Below are 18,670 nucleotides of genomic sequence, written 5' to 3' on the forward strand. Positions count from 1 at the left end.
GCAACTTCGATAACCTGGTGCTGCCAACCGCACCCACGACCACCAACGTCAACGACACCATCGACACCACTTACATCGGCATCCAAGGCTCGACGACTGTGGCAGAGGGTGCCGCCGCAACCTATACGCTGACACTGACGAACGCGGCTCAAGCTAATCACCCCGTGACCGTCACCTTGAACTACAGCGGTACCGCCGCCAATGGCACGGATTTCACCGGCCAGACCACCGCCACCATTGCGGGAGGCTCCAGCAGCGTCAATTTCACTATCCCGACTATCGACAATGGGCTAGCGGGCACCAGTAAAAACCTCGTCATTACCCTCTCCAATCCAGTGGGCGGCAACTTTGAGGCCCTGGCCATCGCCACCGGCACCATCTCCACTACTATCACCGACCACGCGCCCGCACCGGCGAACGGCCACATCCTTGGTACAGAAGATACCCCCCTGGCTCTAACATGGGCCGGTTTCAGCACCAACATCGACCCGAACGCGGTCGGTGCTGGCATCACACTGACCAAACTGCCGTTAGATGGCACGCTGACTTACAACGGCAACGTCATCACGTCGTTGGACCCAAGCCATCCTCTGTTCATCAGCGCAGCCGATCTCAGCAACGGCCATCTGATTTTCACACCGGCACTCAATGCATCGGCCATCCCTGCTGATGGCGCTACTGCCGGCACCCTGGGCAACAATAAAGCTGATTACGCACAGATCGGGTTTGAGCCAACAGTAGGTACAACAGTCGGCGCTGCGTCGACCGTTATCGTCGATATCACACCTGTAGCTGACCTGCCGACGCTGAGCATCGGCACTGCCCTGCCGCCTGCGACGGGTTTGATCAAAGAAACCTGGAGCAGCTCGAACAGCACGACCGACTTGAGCAAGCTGGACGGCTCCGGCGGCGGAGCTTCGGCTAACCTGTTGCAGACCGTTATCGGCGGCGCCACCCACAACACGGCCAACCAAACCACCGTCACTAACGTGGCCGAAACAGATGTGCCAGTAGGTATTGCCTCGAAAACGTCCGGCTTGATCTACCTCGAAGCCGGCCATTCGTACACCTTCACCGGCACAGGTGATGACAGCCTGCTGGTGACGGTGGGTGGCAAACAGGTTGCGTCCGACACATGGGCAGGCGGCGACATACTCAAAGGCACCTATATCCCGACCGTGAGCGGTTATTACACGCTGGATATTTTCCACTACAACCAGAACGGTCCTGGCAACTACGACGTGAACCTTTCGGTCGACGGCAAGGCTGCGACCGACCTGAGCACCTCGGGTGTGCCGATCTATACCTCAGTCGCTAGCCTGACGGCAGCCGGCATGCACATCAGTGACCTTCAAACCAGCGGCCTCGGTGGTACTGGCGAAGGTTACTACCAGGGTTATCAGCTCAACGAAGGCGTGGAAAACGGCAAGGTATACTTGTCCGAGGTCGTCGCAAAACTGACCGACACGGACGGTTCTGAATCGCTGAAAGTCAGCTTCTCCGGTATGCCGGCAGGTTCTGTGTTGAGCGACGCTGCGGGCCATACGTTCGCGGTTGATGCTTCGGGCGTTGCCACTGTCACCGGTACTCCCGGTGTCAACCTGGACCTGAACACGCTGGTCCTGACGCCGCCGACGGGCTACACCGGTACGTTCAACTTGATCGTGACCGCAACGTCGACCGAAAACGCCAACGGCAACACCTCTACACCAGTGGTTGGGACTATTCCGGTGAGCGTTTCCGCCCCAGTGGTTTCTGAGGTCAGTATTCACCACAGCACGAGTAGTACGACCGTTAGCGAAGGCGGTACTGCAGGCTTCGACGTAACACTGTCGCAGGCGGCGCCGACCGGCACCACGGTCAACCTGGTTTACACCGGCACCGCCAGCAGTGGTGCGGACTACACCGGTGTGGCGTCGGTGTTCATTGCTGCGGGTTCTACCTCTGCCCACTTCGACATCGCGACCATCGCTGATCACATCGTCGAAGGCAACGAAACCCTCACCATCGCGATTAGCTCGATCACGACCGGGCAGTTCGAAAGTATTGTGCCAAGCACCACAGCAAGCAGCGTCACCACTACGATCATCGACAATGATCTTCCCGCAGCGACTGGCCAACACGTTCCCGGTACAGAAAGCACTCCTCTGGCGCTGACATGGGCCAGCTTCGGTACCAATATCGACCCGAACGCGGTCGGTGCGGGCATCAAACTGACTCAACTGCCGGTCGAGGGCACGCTGTCTCTCAACGATAAAGGGTTGACCGCTACAGACGTGGGCACGGTCATCAGCAAAGCGGATATCGACGCAGGGCATCTGGTCTTCACGCCAGTAGCCTATGCATCGAGCATCCCTCTTGCTGCAGGTAGCAGCACTGTCGGCCTGGTAACTTCAGTCGACCCTACGCATCTGGGCAACAACCAGGCGGATTACGCGGCGATTGGCTTTGTGCCAACGCTGGGTACAATTGTCGGCAGTGCAGCGAACCTAGTGATCGATATCACGCCAAAAGCCGATATGCCGGTGCTGACCATCGCTAGCGGGTCCAACGAAGGCGCAGAAAACAGGACGATTTCGCTTGCCGCCATCACCACGAAATTAATCGACACTGATGGTTCCGAAACGTTGACCGTCAAAATCGGCGGTATGCCACCAGGTTCGGTTCTTACAGATGCCGCAGGCCACACGGTAACCGCCGACGCCTTGGGCAATGCCAACGTGGTAGGTGTTCCCGGCGTTGCCGATTTGGACCTGACTACCCTTACCATCAAACCGCCAGCTTATTACAGCGGTTCGTTTGACCTTACCGTGACGTCGACCTCTACCGAGCATGCTAACGGCTCTACGATCAGTACCGCACCCGCCACCCTCCATGTGATTGTGGACCACGGTACTTTCACGGGGATTACCGGCACCACAGGCAATGACGCCATATCGGTCACCAGCAGTAACAACATCATCGTCGGCGATCCTGGCTTGCCAGTAGTCTCAGGCCAGAACTACAACATCGCGTTTATCGTCGACTCCTCTGGAAGCATGGGCACGGCAGCAATGACCGCTGCCACCAATTCACTGAGCACGGTGTTTGATGTGCTGTATACCAGCCTCAATGGTACTAACCACGGCACTGTGAATATCTTCCTGACCGACTTCAATACTCAGGTTAAACACTCGCTCACTGTTGACCTGTCTTCGCCGAATGCGTTGTCAGCGTTGAAAGCTGCCTTACGCACTATCGTGTCGTCTGGCAATACCAACTACGAAGATGCGTTCAAGACCACATCGAACTTCTTTGACAGTGCAACCGCCAAGAACAATGTGGGCGCGACTAACCTGACGTACTTCATTACTGACGGCCAGCCAAACACCCATGAAGTGAACGTTCTCAGTAATCCACTGGTCATCGACTATAAGTCCACCTCTGCGACCGACTTGACGCTGGACACGTTGATCAACGTGAATAATTACACCCTCGGCACTGCGCTGACCATGCAACTGAGTAAAACTGGCGGTCCCCAGACAATTATTGACACTTCGGGTCATGTACTCCTATGGACTGAAAATAGCGCTGGTGACTGGAGCAGTAAACCATTGGATGGGACCCTGCACTACGAGGGTGATCACCTTACGTACGAGCTGTCCACAGCAAGCAAAAACGGTTACGGAACTGGCAGCGACACAACAGCTGCGTTCAACGTGTTAGCCGCACAGTCACATGTTCAAGCCATCGGTTTGAACGGCCAGAGCCTGACCGCTCTGGTTCCGTATAACAGCCACGGCACTGGTGATGCGCCACTGGGTAACATCGACCCTTCGAACCTGGCTAGTGCGATTCTTTCGCACAATGGTTCTGCCGGCAGCGATACCATCACCGGCGGCAGCGGTGACGACATCATCTTCGGCGACTTGGCGAACCTGCCAGGCACCACTAACGGCGGCTATGCGGCACTGCAAGCTTATGTAGTGGCAAATGGCGGGGCTAACACTGTCGAAGGTGTGCATCAGTACATTACCCAGCACGCCAGTGCGTTTGATATTTCGGGTACCAGCGACGGTAAAGACCATCTGTTGGGCGGCGATGGCAACGACATTCTGTTCGGTCAGGGTGGCAACGACATTCTTGAGGGCGGCAACGGTAACGACACGCTGATCGGTGGTTTGGGCGCCGACACCTTCGCCTGGAAGTCGGGTGATATCGGTAACGATGTGATCAAGGACTTCAACGTAGCGCAAGGTGATAGCATCGACTTGACCGACCTTTTGCATAACGAAACCGCAAGCACGATCGATAACTTCCTCAAGCTCGCCAGCGCCAGCGACGGTTCGGCGGTGCTGCAGGTCAGTTCTGCAGGAAATCTCAATGCTGCCGGTGGTGTCGCCAATGCGGACGTGACGATCAAGCTTGAAGGCGTCAGCTTCTCCGGCTCCAGCATCAACTCGCTGATTGCCGGTGCCGACCCAACGATCAAAGTCGAACCCCACGGCTGATCACGACTGAGCCGGCAGCCGTTCACGCGGTTGCCGGCGACGTGCATACTCGCGCCAAACGCCTATGTTGCCGAGACTCGACGCAGTCGCCGCGCACTCCAACGAGGGATCTTCAATGTTCTACGTTCAACGTGATGCCCAAGGTTTGCTCGTGCGCGTAGAAGCAGCACCTTATGCCGAGTCAACCGACATGCTGCTGGCCGATGATCATGAGATCCAGGCCTGGTACGCCAATGAAGTGGTAGAGAACAGCCTGAATCAGCTCAAGCAAAGCGACATGGAGATGATTCGGGTACTTGACGACTTGATTCAGGTGTTGACCCGCAAGGGCGTGATTCGCGTGACCGACCTGCCCCCTGCCGCACAAGCCAAGCTGATGGATCGGACCCAGGCCCGTGAAGCGCTGGGCGGCTTAAGCCATTTGATCAATGATGATGAAATGGGGCTGATTTGAATCTGCAACATGTGACACGCTGACACTTATAGGCGCGGGCTCGCTCGCGATAGTAGCAACGCGGTATCCAATTAGACCGCGTCGTCTGCTTCCCGATGAATTCGGTCCTACAGGCTCCACGGCCCCGGTTGACCAAACAACTGGCCCTGTACGCCTTGTACACCCATTTCTCGAATCACCTGGAATTCCCCCTCAGTTTCTACACGTTCGGCGATCAACGGCAAATCAATGCTGTGCGCGGCGCGCTGGATGGCTTCGATAAACAGACGCTTATGGCTTTCTTCATCGATGGCTCGGATGTAGCTGCCGTCGATTTTAAGGTAAGCGAGCCCCAGATGAGCCAAATTGCCGATCATGCTGAAACGGCCACCGAAGTGCTGCACCGCCAGTGAGAACCCAAACTCGCGCAGGCGGCGGGTAAGTTGCTCAAGTACTGCCTGCTCGGGCAGTTGCTCTTCACCTATTTCCAGCGTGAGCCGGTTGCCCAATCGCGAATAACGCTTGAGCGTTTCAAAGACCTGATTCAGGGCTACCGGGTCGGCCAGGGTCGCCGCTGAGAGATTCAACGCCAGCGATTGGTTATGCAGCGTCATTTGCTGCAGAACCAGTTCAAGCATGAGTTGGTCGAGCCGTGTCGACCAACCAAAACGCTCCAGCCACGGCAGGAATCGGCCAGCAGGGATGGTTTGCCCCTGGTCATCCAGCAAACGTGACAGTACCTTGTAATGCAGCACGTATGCTGGATTACGGCTATCCACCACGGGCTGAAAGAACAACTGAAAACGTCGCTGGGTCAGCGCCTCATCAAGCAGCTTGTTCCAAGTGTGCTGGTCATCACCTAAGGTGACGGCTGCACTGTGTTCGATGCAGCTCCAGCTGCGCTCACCCTCGATTTCCGCTTGGGACAATGCTTGATCGGCAAGACCCAGCAACGTTTGCGGCAAATCACCCGGGTTGTACGGAGCCAGTCCGATGTAAGCCACCGGGGTAACATCCGACGCCCCGGTGGCCTGTAGGCTGAGCAGGGAGTTTTCAAGATTTTGCGCCAGCAATAGCGCTTCTGCGCGCATCAGGCCAGGCGCCAATACGGCAAACTCTCCCCCTCGGCTGCGGGTGATCAAGTTGTTGGTTTCCGGATGGCGTGCGCATTGGCGAACCAATTGTTCGGTGATCGCCTGAAGCAGTTGATCGGTACGTTTGCCGCCTAGACGCTGGTTCAACCCTGCCAGATCTTTCACCCGCACCAACAGTAGGTAACCCGAACTGGCTTCTTCTTGGTTACTGACCCGAGCATTGAGCTGCATTTCGAAATAACGACGGTTGGCCAGGCCGGTGAGGCTGTCCTGATAAGACTCGATGCGTAGTTTTTCACTGCGCTCAGTATTTTCCTGAAACAGTGCTTTGAGTTTTTCGACCATCTGGTTCATGGCCTGAACGACCCGGCGTAACTCAGGCGTACTGGGTAGCTCAGGCAAACTAAGAAATTCGCGTCGGGCGATAGCCTGAGATTGCGCGACCATGTAATCCAGAGGCTTTAACTGTCGGCGCAGTAACAAGGCGCCAAGAACCGCGCTCACCAGACCACACACTACTAACCAGCCCAGGCTGCCGAGCGCGCTGTTCCACAATTTAGCCAGTGCAAACATCGGGTGGCTGACCACTTCAACACGTGCCGCCTGCTGCCAGCCGCGGCTGACAATTGCATCGCCTCCGGCCGCGTCGAGGCCGATCAGTTTAACGAACCAACCCGGAACACTTCCGCTATCGGGAGCACCTGAACGCTCGACGATGACTTTGTTGGTGGTGATGTCGATAACCCGAATGCTTGAATAATAGCCACTGTCAAAGATTGAGCTGACCATCAATTCGACCATCGTTGGGTCGTCAATATTGGGTGTCAGCGACAGTGCCAACGAAGTCGCCGCGTCTTGCGCGTGTGAGCGCAACTGATTGACGTATTGCGCGCGCGAGGTCTCCACGCTGACCATGAAGCTGCCGCTGAAGGCGACGACCAGGAACAAACAGATCGCGAGCAATAACTGTTTAAACAGAGACATCAGAACTCCTAGAGATCAGGCTCGGCCGGGAAGCCTTCGGCCTGCATCTTTTTCAACACATCCTGCCAGCGTGACAGTCGTTTCGTATCACCCACTCGTTTATTGCCTGTCGCACCCGGCAACCACAATCCTTCGCCGTTGAAGGCATAGACCGGTAACAGGTCTGTTCTTTGGCTGGCCGGTTTGATTTCATTGATAAGGCTGTCAAGTACCAACGGTTCAGCGCTCGAGCTGGAGTAGTACGTCAATACCATGTGTGCACGGTTGAGGCGTAAGGCTTTGACATAAGTGATCAACAGTTTATCGTTTGGTACCCCTAAGTGCCGAAGGCTGAAGTACTTGGCGATTGCATAATCCTCACAATCGCCAGCACCTTTCCAAAGCGATTCTATAGGCGTCGCCCAATAATCCTCTACGTGCCAGTTATCAATGTCTTCTACATAGCGGATCTGGTGATTAAAGAACTGATTGACGACCTCGAGCTTTTCTTTCTCGCTGACCTGCTTCTCGGTCGATAGCAAGCGTTGCCAAGCGTCGATTCGAACGCGACCCTCGCCTAAAGGATCATACAGGGCCTCGGCTTTTCGGCTGATAACGGAAAAATCCCAATCGGCATTCAGGCTGCCTGCCAGCGCTATACCGGTCAGTAACAGCGTGAATGAGAGCCAATACCCTAAATAACGGGTTCGCTGCGACCGATTAAAAGCAAAACGTACCGCCACTGAATTAGTCCGTTCGGTCATCCGAGAACCGGTCGATGGTGCGGGTTCAATCCGGGAAAAACAATGGCATTCTGCAATCATACCCACTAAATATCTGGTGTGCCTGTTGCGTTTAAAAAGCTATGCCTGCGTTAAGTGTTGCACAGGCTCATGTCTGAGTGACTCCCTCAATAAATTAATGGATTGATTTAGTTTCCATAACGTTCAAGCAGGCGCTGCCAGCCCAGGTAATTGGCCAGATACTTGGGGGCTACACCATGGAATGGATGCAACCAGCCTTTCAGGCGGCAGTGATAGGCATTGACGTTTAGGAGGCGGATTTACATCCGCCGTCCTCTCACATACTTGGACGTACGGTTCCGTATACGGCGGTTCATGTTATACGACTAAGCCGGTTTACCGTATCCAATATCGAGATCAGCCCAAGTCGCTCCCAGAGCTTCTTCGGGAGCGCCTGACTCATATGTTACGCATCCATCCATCAAGCTCCGCACCGATCGCAGTCACCTGGGGACCGATGAGCACCCGCTGCTCATCATCCCTGGCATGGTTGCTTCGGTCGACATCATCACCGGCAAGAAAAGCATCCTCAGCTACCTGCTAAAGCCCGTGCTTAAAGCACGCGCTGAAGCAATGCACGAGCGGTAGCGGTGCGACAGTCACCTACAAGACATCAGCCAATCAGCGCACCACCCGGCCCGAAACAAAGTGCGCGATATCGTTGTAACCCGGTGTTGATGAGTGCCCCGGTGTGACCAGCGAATCAATAAACGCTTCGTCTTCGGCAGTGATTTTCACGTCCATAGCTTTGATGTAGCCATCCCACTGTTGCTCGGTGCGCGGCCCGACAATGGCGGAAGTGACGGCCTGGTTGTTCAACACCCAGGCGATGGCGAACTCGACGATGCCGACGCCTTTGGCTTGGGTGTACGCCTGGATTTTCTGCGCAATACGCAGGGACTCGACCCGCCATTCGGTTTCCAGGATACGTTTGTCCTGACGCCCGGCGCGGGTGCTGCTGTCGGGGGTGACGTCGGGAGCGTATTTGCCGCTGAGCACACCGCGCGCCAGAGGGCTGTAAGGCACCACGCCTAAACCATGAAAAGCCGCAGCGGTGATTTGCTCTATCTCGGCCATTCGGTTGGTGATGTTGTACAGCGGCTGGCTGATCACAGGTTTGTCCACCCCCATGCGCTGGGCAACATTTACGACTTCGGCGATGCGCCAGCCGCGATAGTTGGACAGGCCCCAGTAGCGAATCTTGCCTTGGCGCAGCAGGTCGCCGATGGCCGACACCGTTACTTCCAGCGGGGTGTCGTGGTCTTCGCGGTGCAGGTAATAGATGTCTACGTAATCGGTGCCCAGCCTGTTCAGGCTGGCCTCGATGCCATTGAAAACATGTTTACGGCTCAGCCCACTGGAGTTGGGCGCACCTTTGGCGGGACCATAGCCCACTTTGGTCGCTACCACCCAGTCATTGCGCCGTGACGCGATGGCTTCCCCGACGATTTCCTCGGAACGCCCACCGCCATAAACATCCGCCGTGTCGATGAAATTGACGCCCTGATCCCAGGCCTTGTCGATGATGCGCAGGGACTCTTCAGTACTGGTCTGCTCGCCGAACATCATGGAGCCGAGGGTCAACGTAGAAACCCGCAGGCCGGATTGGCCAAGAATGCGATAAGTCATGCTCGATATCCTTTTCAATGAGTGGAAGGGGAAAACAGAACCGTCAGCAGCGACTCTTCCTGGCTACCGTCCTCAATCTTCTGATCGTTGTCAAACACAAGCGAGTTGAGCAGACAAAGTGACCGTTCCGGCACCTGATAAAACTTTTCCATCGCCCAAATTTAAGCCCGGCAAAAGCCGGGCTGAAAGGACCTGCATGAGGTGTTAGCTCATGCGGTTTGCACCGACGTGATCAGCGCCATCAGCGGCGACACGGTTTGCACCGACGTGATCAGCACCATCAGCGGCGACACGGTTTGCACCGACGTGGTCAGCGCCATCGGCGGCTACGCGGTTTGCACCGACGTGGTCAGCGCCATCGGCGGCTACGCGGTTTGCACCGACGTGGTCAGCGCCATCAGCGGCTACACGGTTTGCACCGACGTGGTCAGCACCGTCAGCAGCTACATGAATCGCGCTGGTATGAACCGAGCCGTTTTCGGCGAAAGCAGGGAGGGCGAAAGCGCTGCTGGCCAATACCGAGAACGCTACGCCGAAGATCAGTTTTGAAGTTTTCATGATGTTTGCTCCACAAGGTTTATAAGTTGTCTGTTGCTGTGGAGTGAATTTTACGCGGCTCCCTTTTATTAAGAAGTTAATTAGGCTGCTATCGATTATCGTTGAAATTGATAGTGCTGAAAAATCATATAAATCATAGGGTTAATGATTTTTTAGGGGCGGGGCGAGGGAGTATTGCGAGGAATATGGTTTTTTTGATGTTCGCAGCGTTCTATTTTTTAACCGAAAACGCGGCAGGAAAGTGCAACAAGGTCGGCTGCAGCGGCCAGTCATTATTAGCCGTTGCAGCCTGTTGTAACCGTCGGGGCTCGATGCCCTCCTTTATTCCACGACCGCGGTCAGCTCGGGTGTACCAAAGCCTTTGAGTTCGGCGTGCGAGCGCTCAAAGTAGCCTGTCCAGAAGCTTTGCAAGTTCTGGATCAGTTTGCCGGAGCGGTAGCCGTTCTTGTTGTCTTGAGGTACGAACGCCGCACCGTGAACGTAGACGCGGGCACCCGCGAAGTCGGCAAACAGATTTTGCTTTTCGACCTTGGCCAACTCAGCTGCGGGGTTGATATCGCGTATCCGGTTAGCCGCATAGAAACTGCCGAAATCGCTGTATTCGAGCATGTCGGACATCAAGAAAATGACCTGTTCGTTGGCGTCTTTGGCATTGCGCAAGTCGGCAGAAATTTCCCGCAGGCTGAACAGGATCTCACTGCGCGGAATGTCCGTGCTGGAGGTGCCCATGGTCGCTGCGAATGCCTTGCCGAAGTTCTGCCAGAGCACCTGCGGTTGAGCTTTCAGGCAGTTGCCCAGTTTGCGCGCCGGCATCATCGGCACATCGCCAATCACACTGTCTTGCAACGGATTTTCCAGGGTGCCGGAGAATTGCAGCCGGGTGTAGTGCCCTTCCAGGTAGGCGCTGAAGCTGTAAAGCCGCAGCTTGTCCCCAGGCTGTATGAACCGCTTGATGTGGCCCCAGGCAGTCTGCTGCAGTTCCTTGGTCAGCGGCGTGGTCTGGTCGATGATGACCGTCAACAAACGCCCCGAAGAGGGCGCCTTGAACTCGGTCAACTTGCTTTGCTCATAGCAACTTGGCACGTCGTTGCGCTCAGCGCCCCATGCGATGACCGGGACAAAGGCCAGCACAGCGATCAGTGTTTTGATCATCATCAGCTTTCCTGCTCGTCCAGCATCTGGAGGTTGTAAGCACGGCGGATCAGCGCTTCGTCCACGCCTTTCTTGCCTGCGACATAGGCCAGGTCGTCCTCGTCATAACCGGTCAGTTTGCCCCAGGCGTGCGGGTCGAAACCGGCAGCCTTGGTGGGGACCCGTGCGATGGGCTCTGGCGTGACATCGACCACGGAGGTCACCACAGAGGCTTGCCGTGTTTCAGCCGCGACGGTGTCGGTGGCGGCCGACAGGTGTTCGGACTTTTTATTTTCGACGAAGCGCTCAAAGGTACGCGCGTGCTTGTTCGATTCCTTCTCGCTGTGATCAGTCCCAGAGATATGGAACTGGGCCGACAGCAGCGCTTGCAGCGTGCTCAGCGCCTGTTGTGCGTCAACCGCAATGGAGCTTGCGAGGCGGCGGTGATAGGCCACATATTCATCGGCGTTGGCAAAACCGACGGTCTGCTCCCAGGCCTCTTTCGATTTGCTGCCAACAAAACCTCGGGAGTACGCCAGGTAAGTGCTGGTGAACTGAATGAACACGAACAGTGCGCTGAGCACGCCGAAAGTGATCATCGACGCGCGGTGCATCGAATCGATCTGGTCCTGGGCGCTTTTGGTTTTCGAATCGTTGCCCAGCGACTTCATGTCGTCGGTGATAGGGAAGTCGTTCGAGGACGGGAAGTCATCGGCAGAAGCACTGATGGCCGGAGGGTTGGCGATCAACTCGGCCTCTTGGGCTTGCAGGGTTTCAGCCCGCACCCAGAAGGCTGCAACCGCCAGAATCAGGATGAAAACGCCATAGGCGACAGTGATGCCGAAGGACTTGGCTGGCGTTTGCCTGCTGTAGTTGACCTTGATGCGGTTGAGCATCTGCTGATACGCCGGGCGATCATTGTCATCGTAGGTCTTGTCGATGTTGAGCCGGTCTTTTTTGATGAAGTCGCCTTCCTCACCTTTCTTGCGCATGGTGGCGTAGGCCATGATCTGTCCGACCATGTGGTTCAGGTACAGTTGGCGACCGGTCAGTTCAGACAGCAGCAAGGCGATGATCGAAATAACCAGACCAATACCAAACGCACCCGCCAGCGCGGTGTTGGGCGTGGCAAGTGTCATGGCGTATGGCGACAACGCGTAGCCGAACGCAGAGGCTTCGATCACCATCAGCATGATCACCAGCATCCACAACCACATGCTTTTTTCGGTGCGGTGATCCTCGCTGACTTTCATCAGATAATCTTCGCACTTCTGAAAGAACTGACCGTTTTTTACATGCCCCACGTAGTAGTGGTAGTAGGCGCTGCACAGCTGGGTTTCGGCGTCGAGGAAGTGGTTTTTCGGGTTCTGTTCGCCCGGATGATTGACCCAATGCTTGATCTTCCCGAACAGCGGGACGTTGTGCCGGGCCAGCATTAAACCGTAACGCACTTTGTTCCAGTAGATGACCACCGGAATCATGAGAAAGAGCGTCGCCAGGATAGGCACGACGATGTACCAGTAGGCGATGAAGAACGCCTGAATTGTCTGCAGCATGTTATTTCCCTATTTCATCTGGTTAGCGACGAACCGGCTCGAATTCAGCGACGAAAGCCTCGCCTTGTTTTGGATAGAACAGTTCCCCGGCTGTCGCGGTGCCTGTTCTTTTGTCGAACACGATGTCCATGCAGGACACCGGTGACTTCGATGCATCGACCGCGAAAACCCGGTACAGCACTTTGGTTTCACCGTCGAAGGTGTTGGCAATCGACTGAATCTTTTCCGACTGCTTTTTTGAAGTCTTGTAGTCAGGGATGAATTGCATGAACGGCTGCACTGCCACCGTCGCGTCTTCTTTGAGAATGGCGACTGGCCCGACCAAGGCGACATGCCCGTTGATGGCCTGGCCCCAAGGGCGACCGTTCATGCCTGGCAGGTAGTCAGTGGTGGCGATATCCACCAGCGCTCGATCAGTGGCCAGGTTTTTTACTTCGCCCGCCATACGGGGCATATCGGCGACGCAGGAACCTACCGGAGCCGAGGCGTAGGCCGGCGAAATAACGCTGAACACCGACTTCTTGGGCTCGATACCGCGCGCCAGTGCCGACTCCATGCTAACGACCTGATGGCCGCCAAAATCGATACCGCCTTTGCCCTGAACCGGAAAGCCTGTGGAGGGTGCAGGTTGGGCTGTTACAGGCGAGGGCTCGGCTTTGTCGGCTTTGCTTAATGTCGGTGTTTTGACCGGTGCGCTGGCAGTCGTTGCCGCCGGGCTGGTCCGGGTACCGTGTTCCAGGTATTTGGGGTTGTTGCGCTCGGCGCGCACGCGGGCAACCAACAGTTGCTGGTTATCGACCTGGGTCAATTCCACTCGACGGTTTTGCGCCCGACCTTCGGTCGTGATGTTAGCCGCCACAGGTCGCGAGGCGCCGGCACCCTGGTAATAGATGTCTGCGGGCTGCAAACCGGCCTGGGCGAGGATTGTGCTCACGGCGCGAGCACGCTGTTCCGAAAGCCGCTGGTTGAGCTCGGCGTTGCCGGTGGAGTCGGTATGGCCCACTACCAGAATTTTCTTCGGCGACGTTTGTGTACCGCTCTGGCCTTCCGCAAGTACCGCAGCCATCTTGCGCAGCTGACGTTCCCCATTGGCGGTCAGCACGGCAGAGCCAGTGGCAAACATTGCACTGTCCTGCACTTGTGCCTCTATGCCCACGGGTTGCGATTGGGGGGCGCTTTTGCCTTGAGTGGGGGCCTGGGCAGTTGCAAGCTCCTTGATCTGCATGCTCATGCCTTCCTCGGTGGCAATCGCCTGCAGACGCTTGACGCGTGCCTGATACGCCAACGTCGCACCGCATCCGACAGCGGCACCGGCGATTGCACCGCCCGCAGCGTTCTTGCCCAGGGCAACCGCCACACCCGCGCCCAGCACGGCACCCAACATGCCGCCAGCCACGCATGCTGAGGTCTTGTCCATTCCGCCTAATTGGTTATCGACGCTGGCGCAACCGGTTACACCGAGAGCAATGGCCATAGCCAGTGCTGTCGGGCGCACATTCCTTGAGTTCAACATCCCTTGCTGATTCCTTTTTTGTCCTTGGCACCTGACAGACTTGTCGGTGTGCCATACCACGCAAAACGCGTTGCTATCCCGTGTCATCACACAACGAACGCGACCCTGCCAGAGTGGGCGGCCCGACGGTTAATCAGGTTGGCGTGGCATCCGAGAGTGCGTGCTTTGACGGGTGTTACAAAATGTCGGGGGATAGTAGTGGCATTTCGATGTCAATAAAACAGTCGACGACCACTTTCATTGAAGCCGGGGCAACGACGTTGCCCCGCAATCGATGCCTGCCAGAAACACGCTCGCAGACGTACGGTGTCGCGCTTCAAAACGCCGGCAACCCCCATGCTTCAAGCGGGAAATCCAACAGCGACTCAAGGCGCAGATCGGCGTGAACGTATTGCTCGATAGGCATATGAGCGTCCGGCACGGCCACGGCAGACATGCCTGCAGCCTTGGCGGCCGTCACGCCGAAGGGCGAGTCTTCGAACACCAGGCAGTCCTTGGGGGCAATGCCCAGGCGGCGGGCGGCGACCAGGAAGATATCCGGTGCGGGTTTGGCGGCGCCCACTTCCGAGTCGTCAGCCGTTACCACGGTATCGAACAGCTCGAACCATGCTCGATGCAGGGTGGTTTTGGCCTTGAAGTAGTGGATCGAAGAGCTGGTGCCCACGGCGATGGGGATATTGTGCGCGGCCAAATGCCGGACCAATGCCTCCGCGCCCGGCATTGCCGGCGAACGTGGGAAGCGCTCATCCAGCATGGGTTCGCGAGTGGTCAGAAACTCATCAATGGACAGCGGCAACTCCAGCGCGCCGATCACGTAACCGGCGAAATCCCGCGCCCCACGGCCGATGGTGTTCTGCTTGATCGTCCAGTCAAACGTCCGGCCGTAACGACTGGCAATAATATGAGTGACTTCGGTATAGATACCCTCGGTATCCAACAACAAGCCATCCATATCGAAAATAACGGCCTTGATCGGGCCGAAAACGGTACGTTGCTCACTCATCTCGTTTGATCCCGTTTTCAAATTCGAACATCAGCCTACCGTCTAAGGGAAGACCGTGGCTAGCGGCGGATGATAATCTCGGTCGATTATGGACAGCGAAGTGGGGCGGAAGATGAGCAAATCAGCAAACGTTGCAGTGGGCGTCGTCATTGCGGTGGCGGCACTGGGCACCGCTGGTGCGTGGTACACCGGGACTCAACTGGACGGTGTTTTGCGCGATTCAATCGACAATGCCAACCGGCAGTTCAAGTCGTCTTTTAGCGGAACCGACGACAGCATGAGCGTCGAGCTGGTGTCGCTTGAGCGCCATCTGTTCACCAGCACTGCGCACTATCGTGTGAATGTTCAAAGCAAAAGCCTGGGCAAAAACAACGAAAAAATCGAGCTGTTGTTCGTGGATAACATCGAGCACGGCCCGTTGCCTTTTTCGCGATTGAAGTCGTTGAAGCTGCTGCCGGTCATGGCCGCCAGCAACTATGAAATCGAGAAAAACGCCTTCTCCGAAAAGTGGTTTGCCCTGACCAATGGTGCTGCGCCGCTCAAAGGCAGTGCGAGCATCGGCTACGACCGCGCTACCGAAGGCACCCTGCAACTGCTGCCGCTGGACATCAATGACAAAGACGGCATGTTCAAGTTCTCCGGCCTTGACCTCGCTGTGGCGGCCAGTGCCGATGCAGAGAAGCTCAAGGTCACCGGCAATATGGACAACCTGCAACTCAACGTAGCGTCGGAACAAGGCCCTGTGAGTGTTGAACTCCACGGCGTGACCTTCGACACCGGTGGTACCAAAGGCGCCTCTGGTTTCTACCTCGGGCATAGCAACCTCAAGGTGGCCAGCTCGCTGTTCCAGATCGGGGACAAGCCACCGGTGCGGTTCAAGGACTTTGTGAACACCAGCTTGATGCAAGAGGCAGACAGTAACCTGTCGGCGCAAGTGACCTACGACATCGGCATGATCAACTACAACGGCAAGGACGTCGGCGCCTCGCAGATGCTGTGGAAGTTCAGTAACTTCGACGTTGCGTCCACGCAAGCACTGCTCCATTTCTTCCAGGAGAAAGTCCAGCCTCAACAACAGGCTGCCGCGCAGGCTGGCATACCGTTCAAGTTGAAACTGAGCGTTGCCGATCAGGCAAAGATGAATGCCGACCTGGCTAAACTGCTGACCGCCCAGCCGCACATCGAACTGGAAAAAATATCGCTCAAGACCGCCAACGGCGAAAGCCATTTCAGCCTTGCGGTGGACCTGAAAAATCCCGGCCCGCTCGACCAGGCGCCTGCCGAAGTGGGCAGGAAAATGATCGGCGAACTGAACGCCAAATTGCTGCTGTCTCAACCTATGATCAAGGACGTCGCCAGCCTGCAAGCCAGCCTCAACGGTCTGACCGATCCCAACGCTATCGCTGAACAGGCGCAGGGCGCGAGCGACATGGTCAGTGGCATGGCGGTGATGACCCAGTTGGCCAAGGTCGAGGGCGAGAACGTTGTCTCGAACCTTCACTATGCCAACGACATCGTCGACTTCAACGGCCAGAAAATGACCGTGCAGCAGTTCTTCAGCATGGTGATGAGCAGACTTGGCGGGTTGAGTGGAACGGATCAGTAAGTCGCTGAGTTAACAAAGAGGGGCGAGTTTATTTATCGAAAATAAACTCGCCCTTTTTTCTGCATGTTTACGGTCAGCGATGCCGACGAGATCAGCGCTCCGATGTATGCCATTCCATAGGGTTAGACGAAGGGCTGACCATGAAACCCTCGAGGGAGTCGCTGCGGTCCGGGCATATCCGTGAGCCGCTGTTGCCAGGAGGCACGCCAGTCGCTCGATGCATGAGCAGTCCTCGCTTTCCTCGCAGCTCTGCGTGCTGCGTTTCGCACGGTTTTCCTCGCCTCTTTGAAGGCATCGGTATTACGGCAGTTGCGACACTTCACACGTCCAAGTTCGGTGGTGGAGATGATGTTGTCGCCATGGCGGCCGCAGGCAATGTGCCCGGCGAGCCTGTAGTGAGTGACCATCGGTAAATCTCCTTCGCAGTGGTTGCGGTACAGGAGTAAAACAAGACGGATTTATCTATTAAAAGTAGATCCGTCTTGTTCAATTTGCAACGTACCGTTGGCCCCAACAATCTGCGCCACCCGCTCCAATGCGATCTTCAATTGCGCTCGATTGCTGGCTGCACACAGGCTGATGCGTATGGCGTGGGTATCGTGTTCCTTGACCGCGAAAACCTCAGCAGGCACCACGTCGACCTGCGCTGCCCGGCAGGCCTCAGCCAGCTTCATGGAGGGCAGTGAGCTGGTGACCCAAATGTGAGGAGACGGGCTTTGTGCCTGATACAACGCCGAGCCGAGGGTCTTCTTTGCCAAGCGCCAGCGCTGGGTGGTTTCTTCGGTCTGCCACGCCAGACGACGTTGTGCAGTTCCATCGTTTATCCATTGGCAGGCGATGCTCAGGCACAGCGGTGAAACGCCCCAATGCGTGGCCTGCGCGTGGGGGTCGATACGTTCAAGCACGGACGGTTCGGCCGTGATCCAGCCAACCCGTAAACCGGGTGCGACCGTTTTCGACAGGCTTGTCACCAACAGGCCATGCTTGCCCAGCAGACGCGTCAGTGGAGGTGAGGAGGTCAGCGCGCCATAGACATCATCTTCGATAATCAGCAGGTCATGCTGTCTTGCGACTTCCGCGATCTCGCGTTGCCGTTGGGGCGACATGATCGTCGACGTCGGGTTCTGCAGCGTGGGCGTCAGCACGACGATTTTGGCCCCCGTGGCCCGCGCCATCCGGTCGAGTTCTTCAGGAAGAATGCCGCATCGATCAAGCGCAACGCCATGCATGGGCAAGCGCAATTGGCGGCAGGCCGCTTTGATCCCTGGCGCAGTGAAGGCCTCCACGATGACCGGTTCGCCGGGCTGACACAGCGACAGTAGCGCGGTGAACACCCCCTGCTGGGCGCCGTTGCACAGCATGATGTTTTCCGTTGGCACACTCAGGCCCCTGGCTTGCAGCCAGGCGGCACCTTGAGCCCGGCCAACTGCCAGGTCGTCAGCCGTGAGATAGCGTTGCAGGCGCTGTGCTTGTCCGCTATTGATCAGCGCAGAGAGCGCCAAGACTTCGTCCTGACTGTCCTCATCGGTCACCGGCACATTGGTGCAAAGATCAATCAGGGCAGGGCGCTCGCTTGGCTGCTTGAGCCGGAACAGCGTCGCCTCTTTGCTCCCGGCCAATACGTAAGTGCCGCGTCCCACTTCACCCGAAACCAAATGCCGTCGCGCGGCCTCACGGTAGGCCTGCATCGTCGTACTTGGGTTCAGGCCCAGGCTCCAGGCGAGACGTCGTTGCGGTGGCAGCCGCTCACCGACCTTTAGTTCGCCGCTTTCTATCGCGCGTGTGATCGCTTCAACCAAGGCCAGGTACTTCGGCTGCGCACTGTCGTTGAGCGTCGGCGTCCACATTTATTGTTGCTCATGCAATATAAGGTTTAACCCATACAATGCCC

The 18,670-nt window shown here is 56.7% G+C and carries 13 protein-coding genes and 3 pseudogenes; 4 read left to right on the plus strand and 12 right to left on the minus strand.

The window, feature by feature from the left end; all coding sequences use genetic code 11:
* Positions 1-4,490: S-layer family protein (locus K0F75_RS26060; RefSeq protein WP_219063690.1), on the plus strand; the 4,490-nt coding region annotated here is incomplete at its 5' end.
* 115 nt (positions 4,491-4,605) lie between these two features.
* Positions 4,606-4,944, plus strand: coding sequence for a tryptophan synthase subunit beta (locus tag K0F75_RS19930; protein WP_219063691.1), 339 nt, complete (start codon positions 4,606-4,608; stop codon positions 4,942-4,944).
* Positions 4,945-5,051: 107 nt separating this feature from the next.
* On the opposite strand, the gene lapD is transcribed toward K0F75_RS19930, so the two are convergent.
* The 4 genes and pseudogenes from lapD to K0F75_RS25880 all read right to left on the minus strand — a co-directional run.
* On the minus strand, positions 5,052-7,001 hold the full coding sequence (gene lapD, locus K0F75_RS19935; RefSeq protein WP_219063692.1) for a cyclic di-GMP receptor LapD: 1,950 nt from the start codon (positions 6,999-7,001) through the stop codon (positions 5,052-5,054).
* Between the two features lie 8 nt (positions 7,002-7,009).
* Positions 7,010-7,723 (minus strand): cysteine protease LapG, encoded by a 714-nt coding sequence (gene lapG / locus K0F75_RS19940; protein ID WP_374029061.1) that lies wholly within the window; start codon positions 7,721-7,723, stop codon positions 7,010-7,012.
* Positions 7,724-7,843: 120 nt separating this feature from the next.
* Positions 7,844-8,031: pseudogene (locus K0F75_RS25875) on the minus strand (IS1595 family transposase); the annotation flags it as partial.
* 65 nt (positions 8,032-8,096) lie between these two features.
* Positions 8,097-8,189 (minus strand): annotated as a pseudogene (locus tag K0F75_RS25880) (maturase); the annotation flags it as partial.
* An 8-nt stretch (positions 8,190-8,197) separates the two neighbouring features.
* Between K0F75_RS25880 and K0F75_RS19950 the strand changes: the two are divergent.
* Positions 8,198-8,371: pseudogene (locus K0F75_RS19950) on the plus strand (HlyD family type I secretion periplasmic adaptor subunit); the annotation flags it as partial.
* A gap of 33 nt (positions 8,372-8,404) precedes the next feature.
* Here the strand turns inward: K0F75_RS19950 and K0F75_RS19955 are convergent.
* The 6 genes from K0F75_RS19955 to K0F75_RS19980 form a co-directional block, all read right to left on the minus strand.
* Positions 8,405-9,412, minus strand: a complete 1,008-nt coding sequence (locus tag K0F75_RS19955) for an aldo/keto reductase (protein WP_219063694.1) — start codon at positions 9,410-9,412, stop codon at positions 8,405-8,407.
* Positions 9,413-9,616: 204 nt separating this feature from the next.
* The gene (locus K0F75_RS25885; protein WP_257604447.1) at positions 9,617-9,970 is read right to left on the minus strand and encodes a hypothetical protein; all 354 of its coding nucleotides are present in this window, start codon (positions 9,968-9,970) and stop codon (positions 9,617-9,619) included.
* Between the two features lie 321 nt (positions 9,971-10,291).
* A complete protein-coding gene (locus K0F75_RS19965; RefSeq protein ID WP_257604448.1) occupies positions 10,292-11,125 on the minus strand; it encodes a hypothetical protein in 834 nt (277 codons plus the stop codon).
* Entirely contained in the window at positions 11,125-12,657 is a 1,533-nt protein-coding gene (locus tag K0F75_RS19970) for a hypothetical protein (protein ID WP_219063696.1), read from the minus strand. Before K0F75_RS19970 ends, K0F75_RS19965 begins: the two co-directional genes overlap by 1 nt.
* Before the next feature lie 22 nt (positions 12,658-12,679).
* Complete coding sequence (locus tag K0F75_RS19975) at positions 12,680-14,170, minus strand: OmpA family protein (RefSeq protein ID WP_219063697.1); 1,491 nt, start codon at positions 14,168-14,170, stop codon at positions 12,680-12,682.
* 316 nt (positions 14,171-14,486) lie between these two features.
* Positions 14,487-15,173 (minus strand): HAD-IA family hydrolase, encoded by a 687-nt coding sequence (locus tag K0F75_RS19980; protein WP_219063698.1) that lies wholly within the window; start codon positions 15,171-15,173, stop codon positions 14,487-14,489.
* 112 nt (positions 15,174-15,285) lie between these two features.
* Between K0F75_RS19980 and K0F75_RS19985 the strand changes: the two genes are divergently transcribed.
* Positions 15,286-16,779: a YdgA family protein gene (locus tag K0F75_RS19985; protein ID WP_219063699.1), complete on the plus strand. Its 1,494-nt coding sequence runs from the start codon at positions 15,286-15,288 to the stop codon at positions 16,777-16,779.
* A 122-nt stretch (positions 16,780-16,901) separates the two neighbouring features.
* Here the strand turns inward: K0F75_RS19985 and K0F75_RS25890 are convergent, their stop codons facing one another.
* Together K0F75_RS25890 and K0F75_RS19990 are read right to left on the minus strand one after the other, a co-directional pair.
* Complete coding sequence (locus K0F75_RS25890; protein ID WP_257604449.1) at positions 16,902-17,186, minus strand: hypothetical protein; 285 nt, start codon at positions 17,184-17,186, stop codon at positions 16,902-16,904.
* A 51-nt stretch (positions 17,187-17,237) separates the two neighbouring features.
* Positions 17,238-18,626: a PLP-dependent aminotransferase family protein gene (locus K0F75_RS19990; protein ID WP_219063700.1), complete on the minus strand. Its 1,389-nt coding sequence runs from the start codon at positions 18,624-18,626 to the stop codon at positions 17,238-17,240.
* Positions 18,627-18,670: the final 44 nt, after the last annotated feature.

It is taken from the genome of Pseudomonas sp. UMAB-08 (genome assembly GCF_900095225.1).
Taxonomy (GTDB): domain Bacteria; phylum Pseudomonadota; class Gammaproteobacteria; order Pseudomonadales; family Pseudomonadaceae; genus Aquipseudomonas.

Bases quoted from the DNA above. Each gene is read 5' to 3' on its own strand.
- K0F75_RS19930 (WP_219063691.1), top strand. From the start codon at position 4,606: ATGTTCTACGTTCAACGTGATGCCCAAGGTTTGCTCGTGCGCGTAGAA.
- K0F75_RS19955 (WP_219063694.1), bottom strand. From the start codon at position 9,412: ATGACTTATCGCATTCTTGGCCAATCCGGCCTGCGGGTTTCTACGTTG.
- K0F75_RS25885 (WP_257604447.1), bottom strand. From the start codon at position 9,970: ATGAAAACTTCAAAACTGATCTTCGGCGTAGCGTTCTCGGTATTGGCC.
- K0F75_RS19980 (WP_219063698.1), bottom strand. From the start codon at position 15,173: ATGAGTGAGCAACGTACCGTTTTCGGCCCGATCAAGGCCGTTATTTTC.
- K0F75_RS19970 (WP_219063696.1), bottom strand. From the start codon at position 12,657: ATGCTGCAGACAATTCAGGCGTTCTTCATCGCCTACTGGTACATCGTC.
- K0F75_RS19975 (WP_219063697.1), bottom strand. From the start codon at position 14,170: ATGTTGAACTCAAGGAATGTGCGCCCGACAGCACTGGCTATGGCCATT.
- lapD (WP_219063692.1), bottom strand. From the start codon at position 7,001: ATGTCTCTGTTTAAACAGTTATTGCTCGCGATCTGTTTGTTCCTGGTC.
- K0F75_RS19965 (WP_257604448.1), bottom strand. From the start codon at position 11,125: ATGATGATCAAAACACTGATCGCTGTGCTGGCCTTTGTCCCGGTCATC.
- K0F75_RS19985 (WP_219063699.1), top strand. From the start codon at position 15,286: ATGAGCAAATCAGCAAACGTTGCAGTGGGCGTCGTCATTGCGGTGGCG.
- K0F75_RS25890 (WP_257604449.1), bottom strand. From the start codon at position 17,186: ATGGTCACTCACTACAGGCTCGCCGGGCACATTGCCTGCGGCCGCCAT.
- K0F75_RS19990 (WP_219063700.1), bottom strand. From the start codon at position 18,626: ATGTGGACGCCGACGCTCAACGACAGTGCGCAGCCGAAGTACCTGGCC.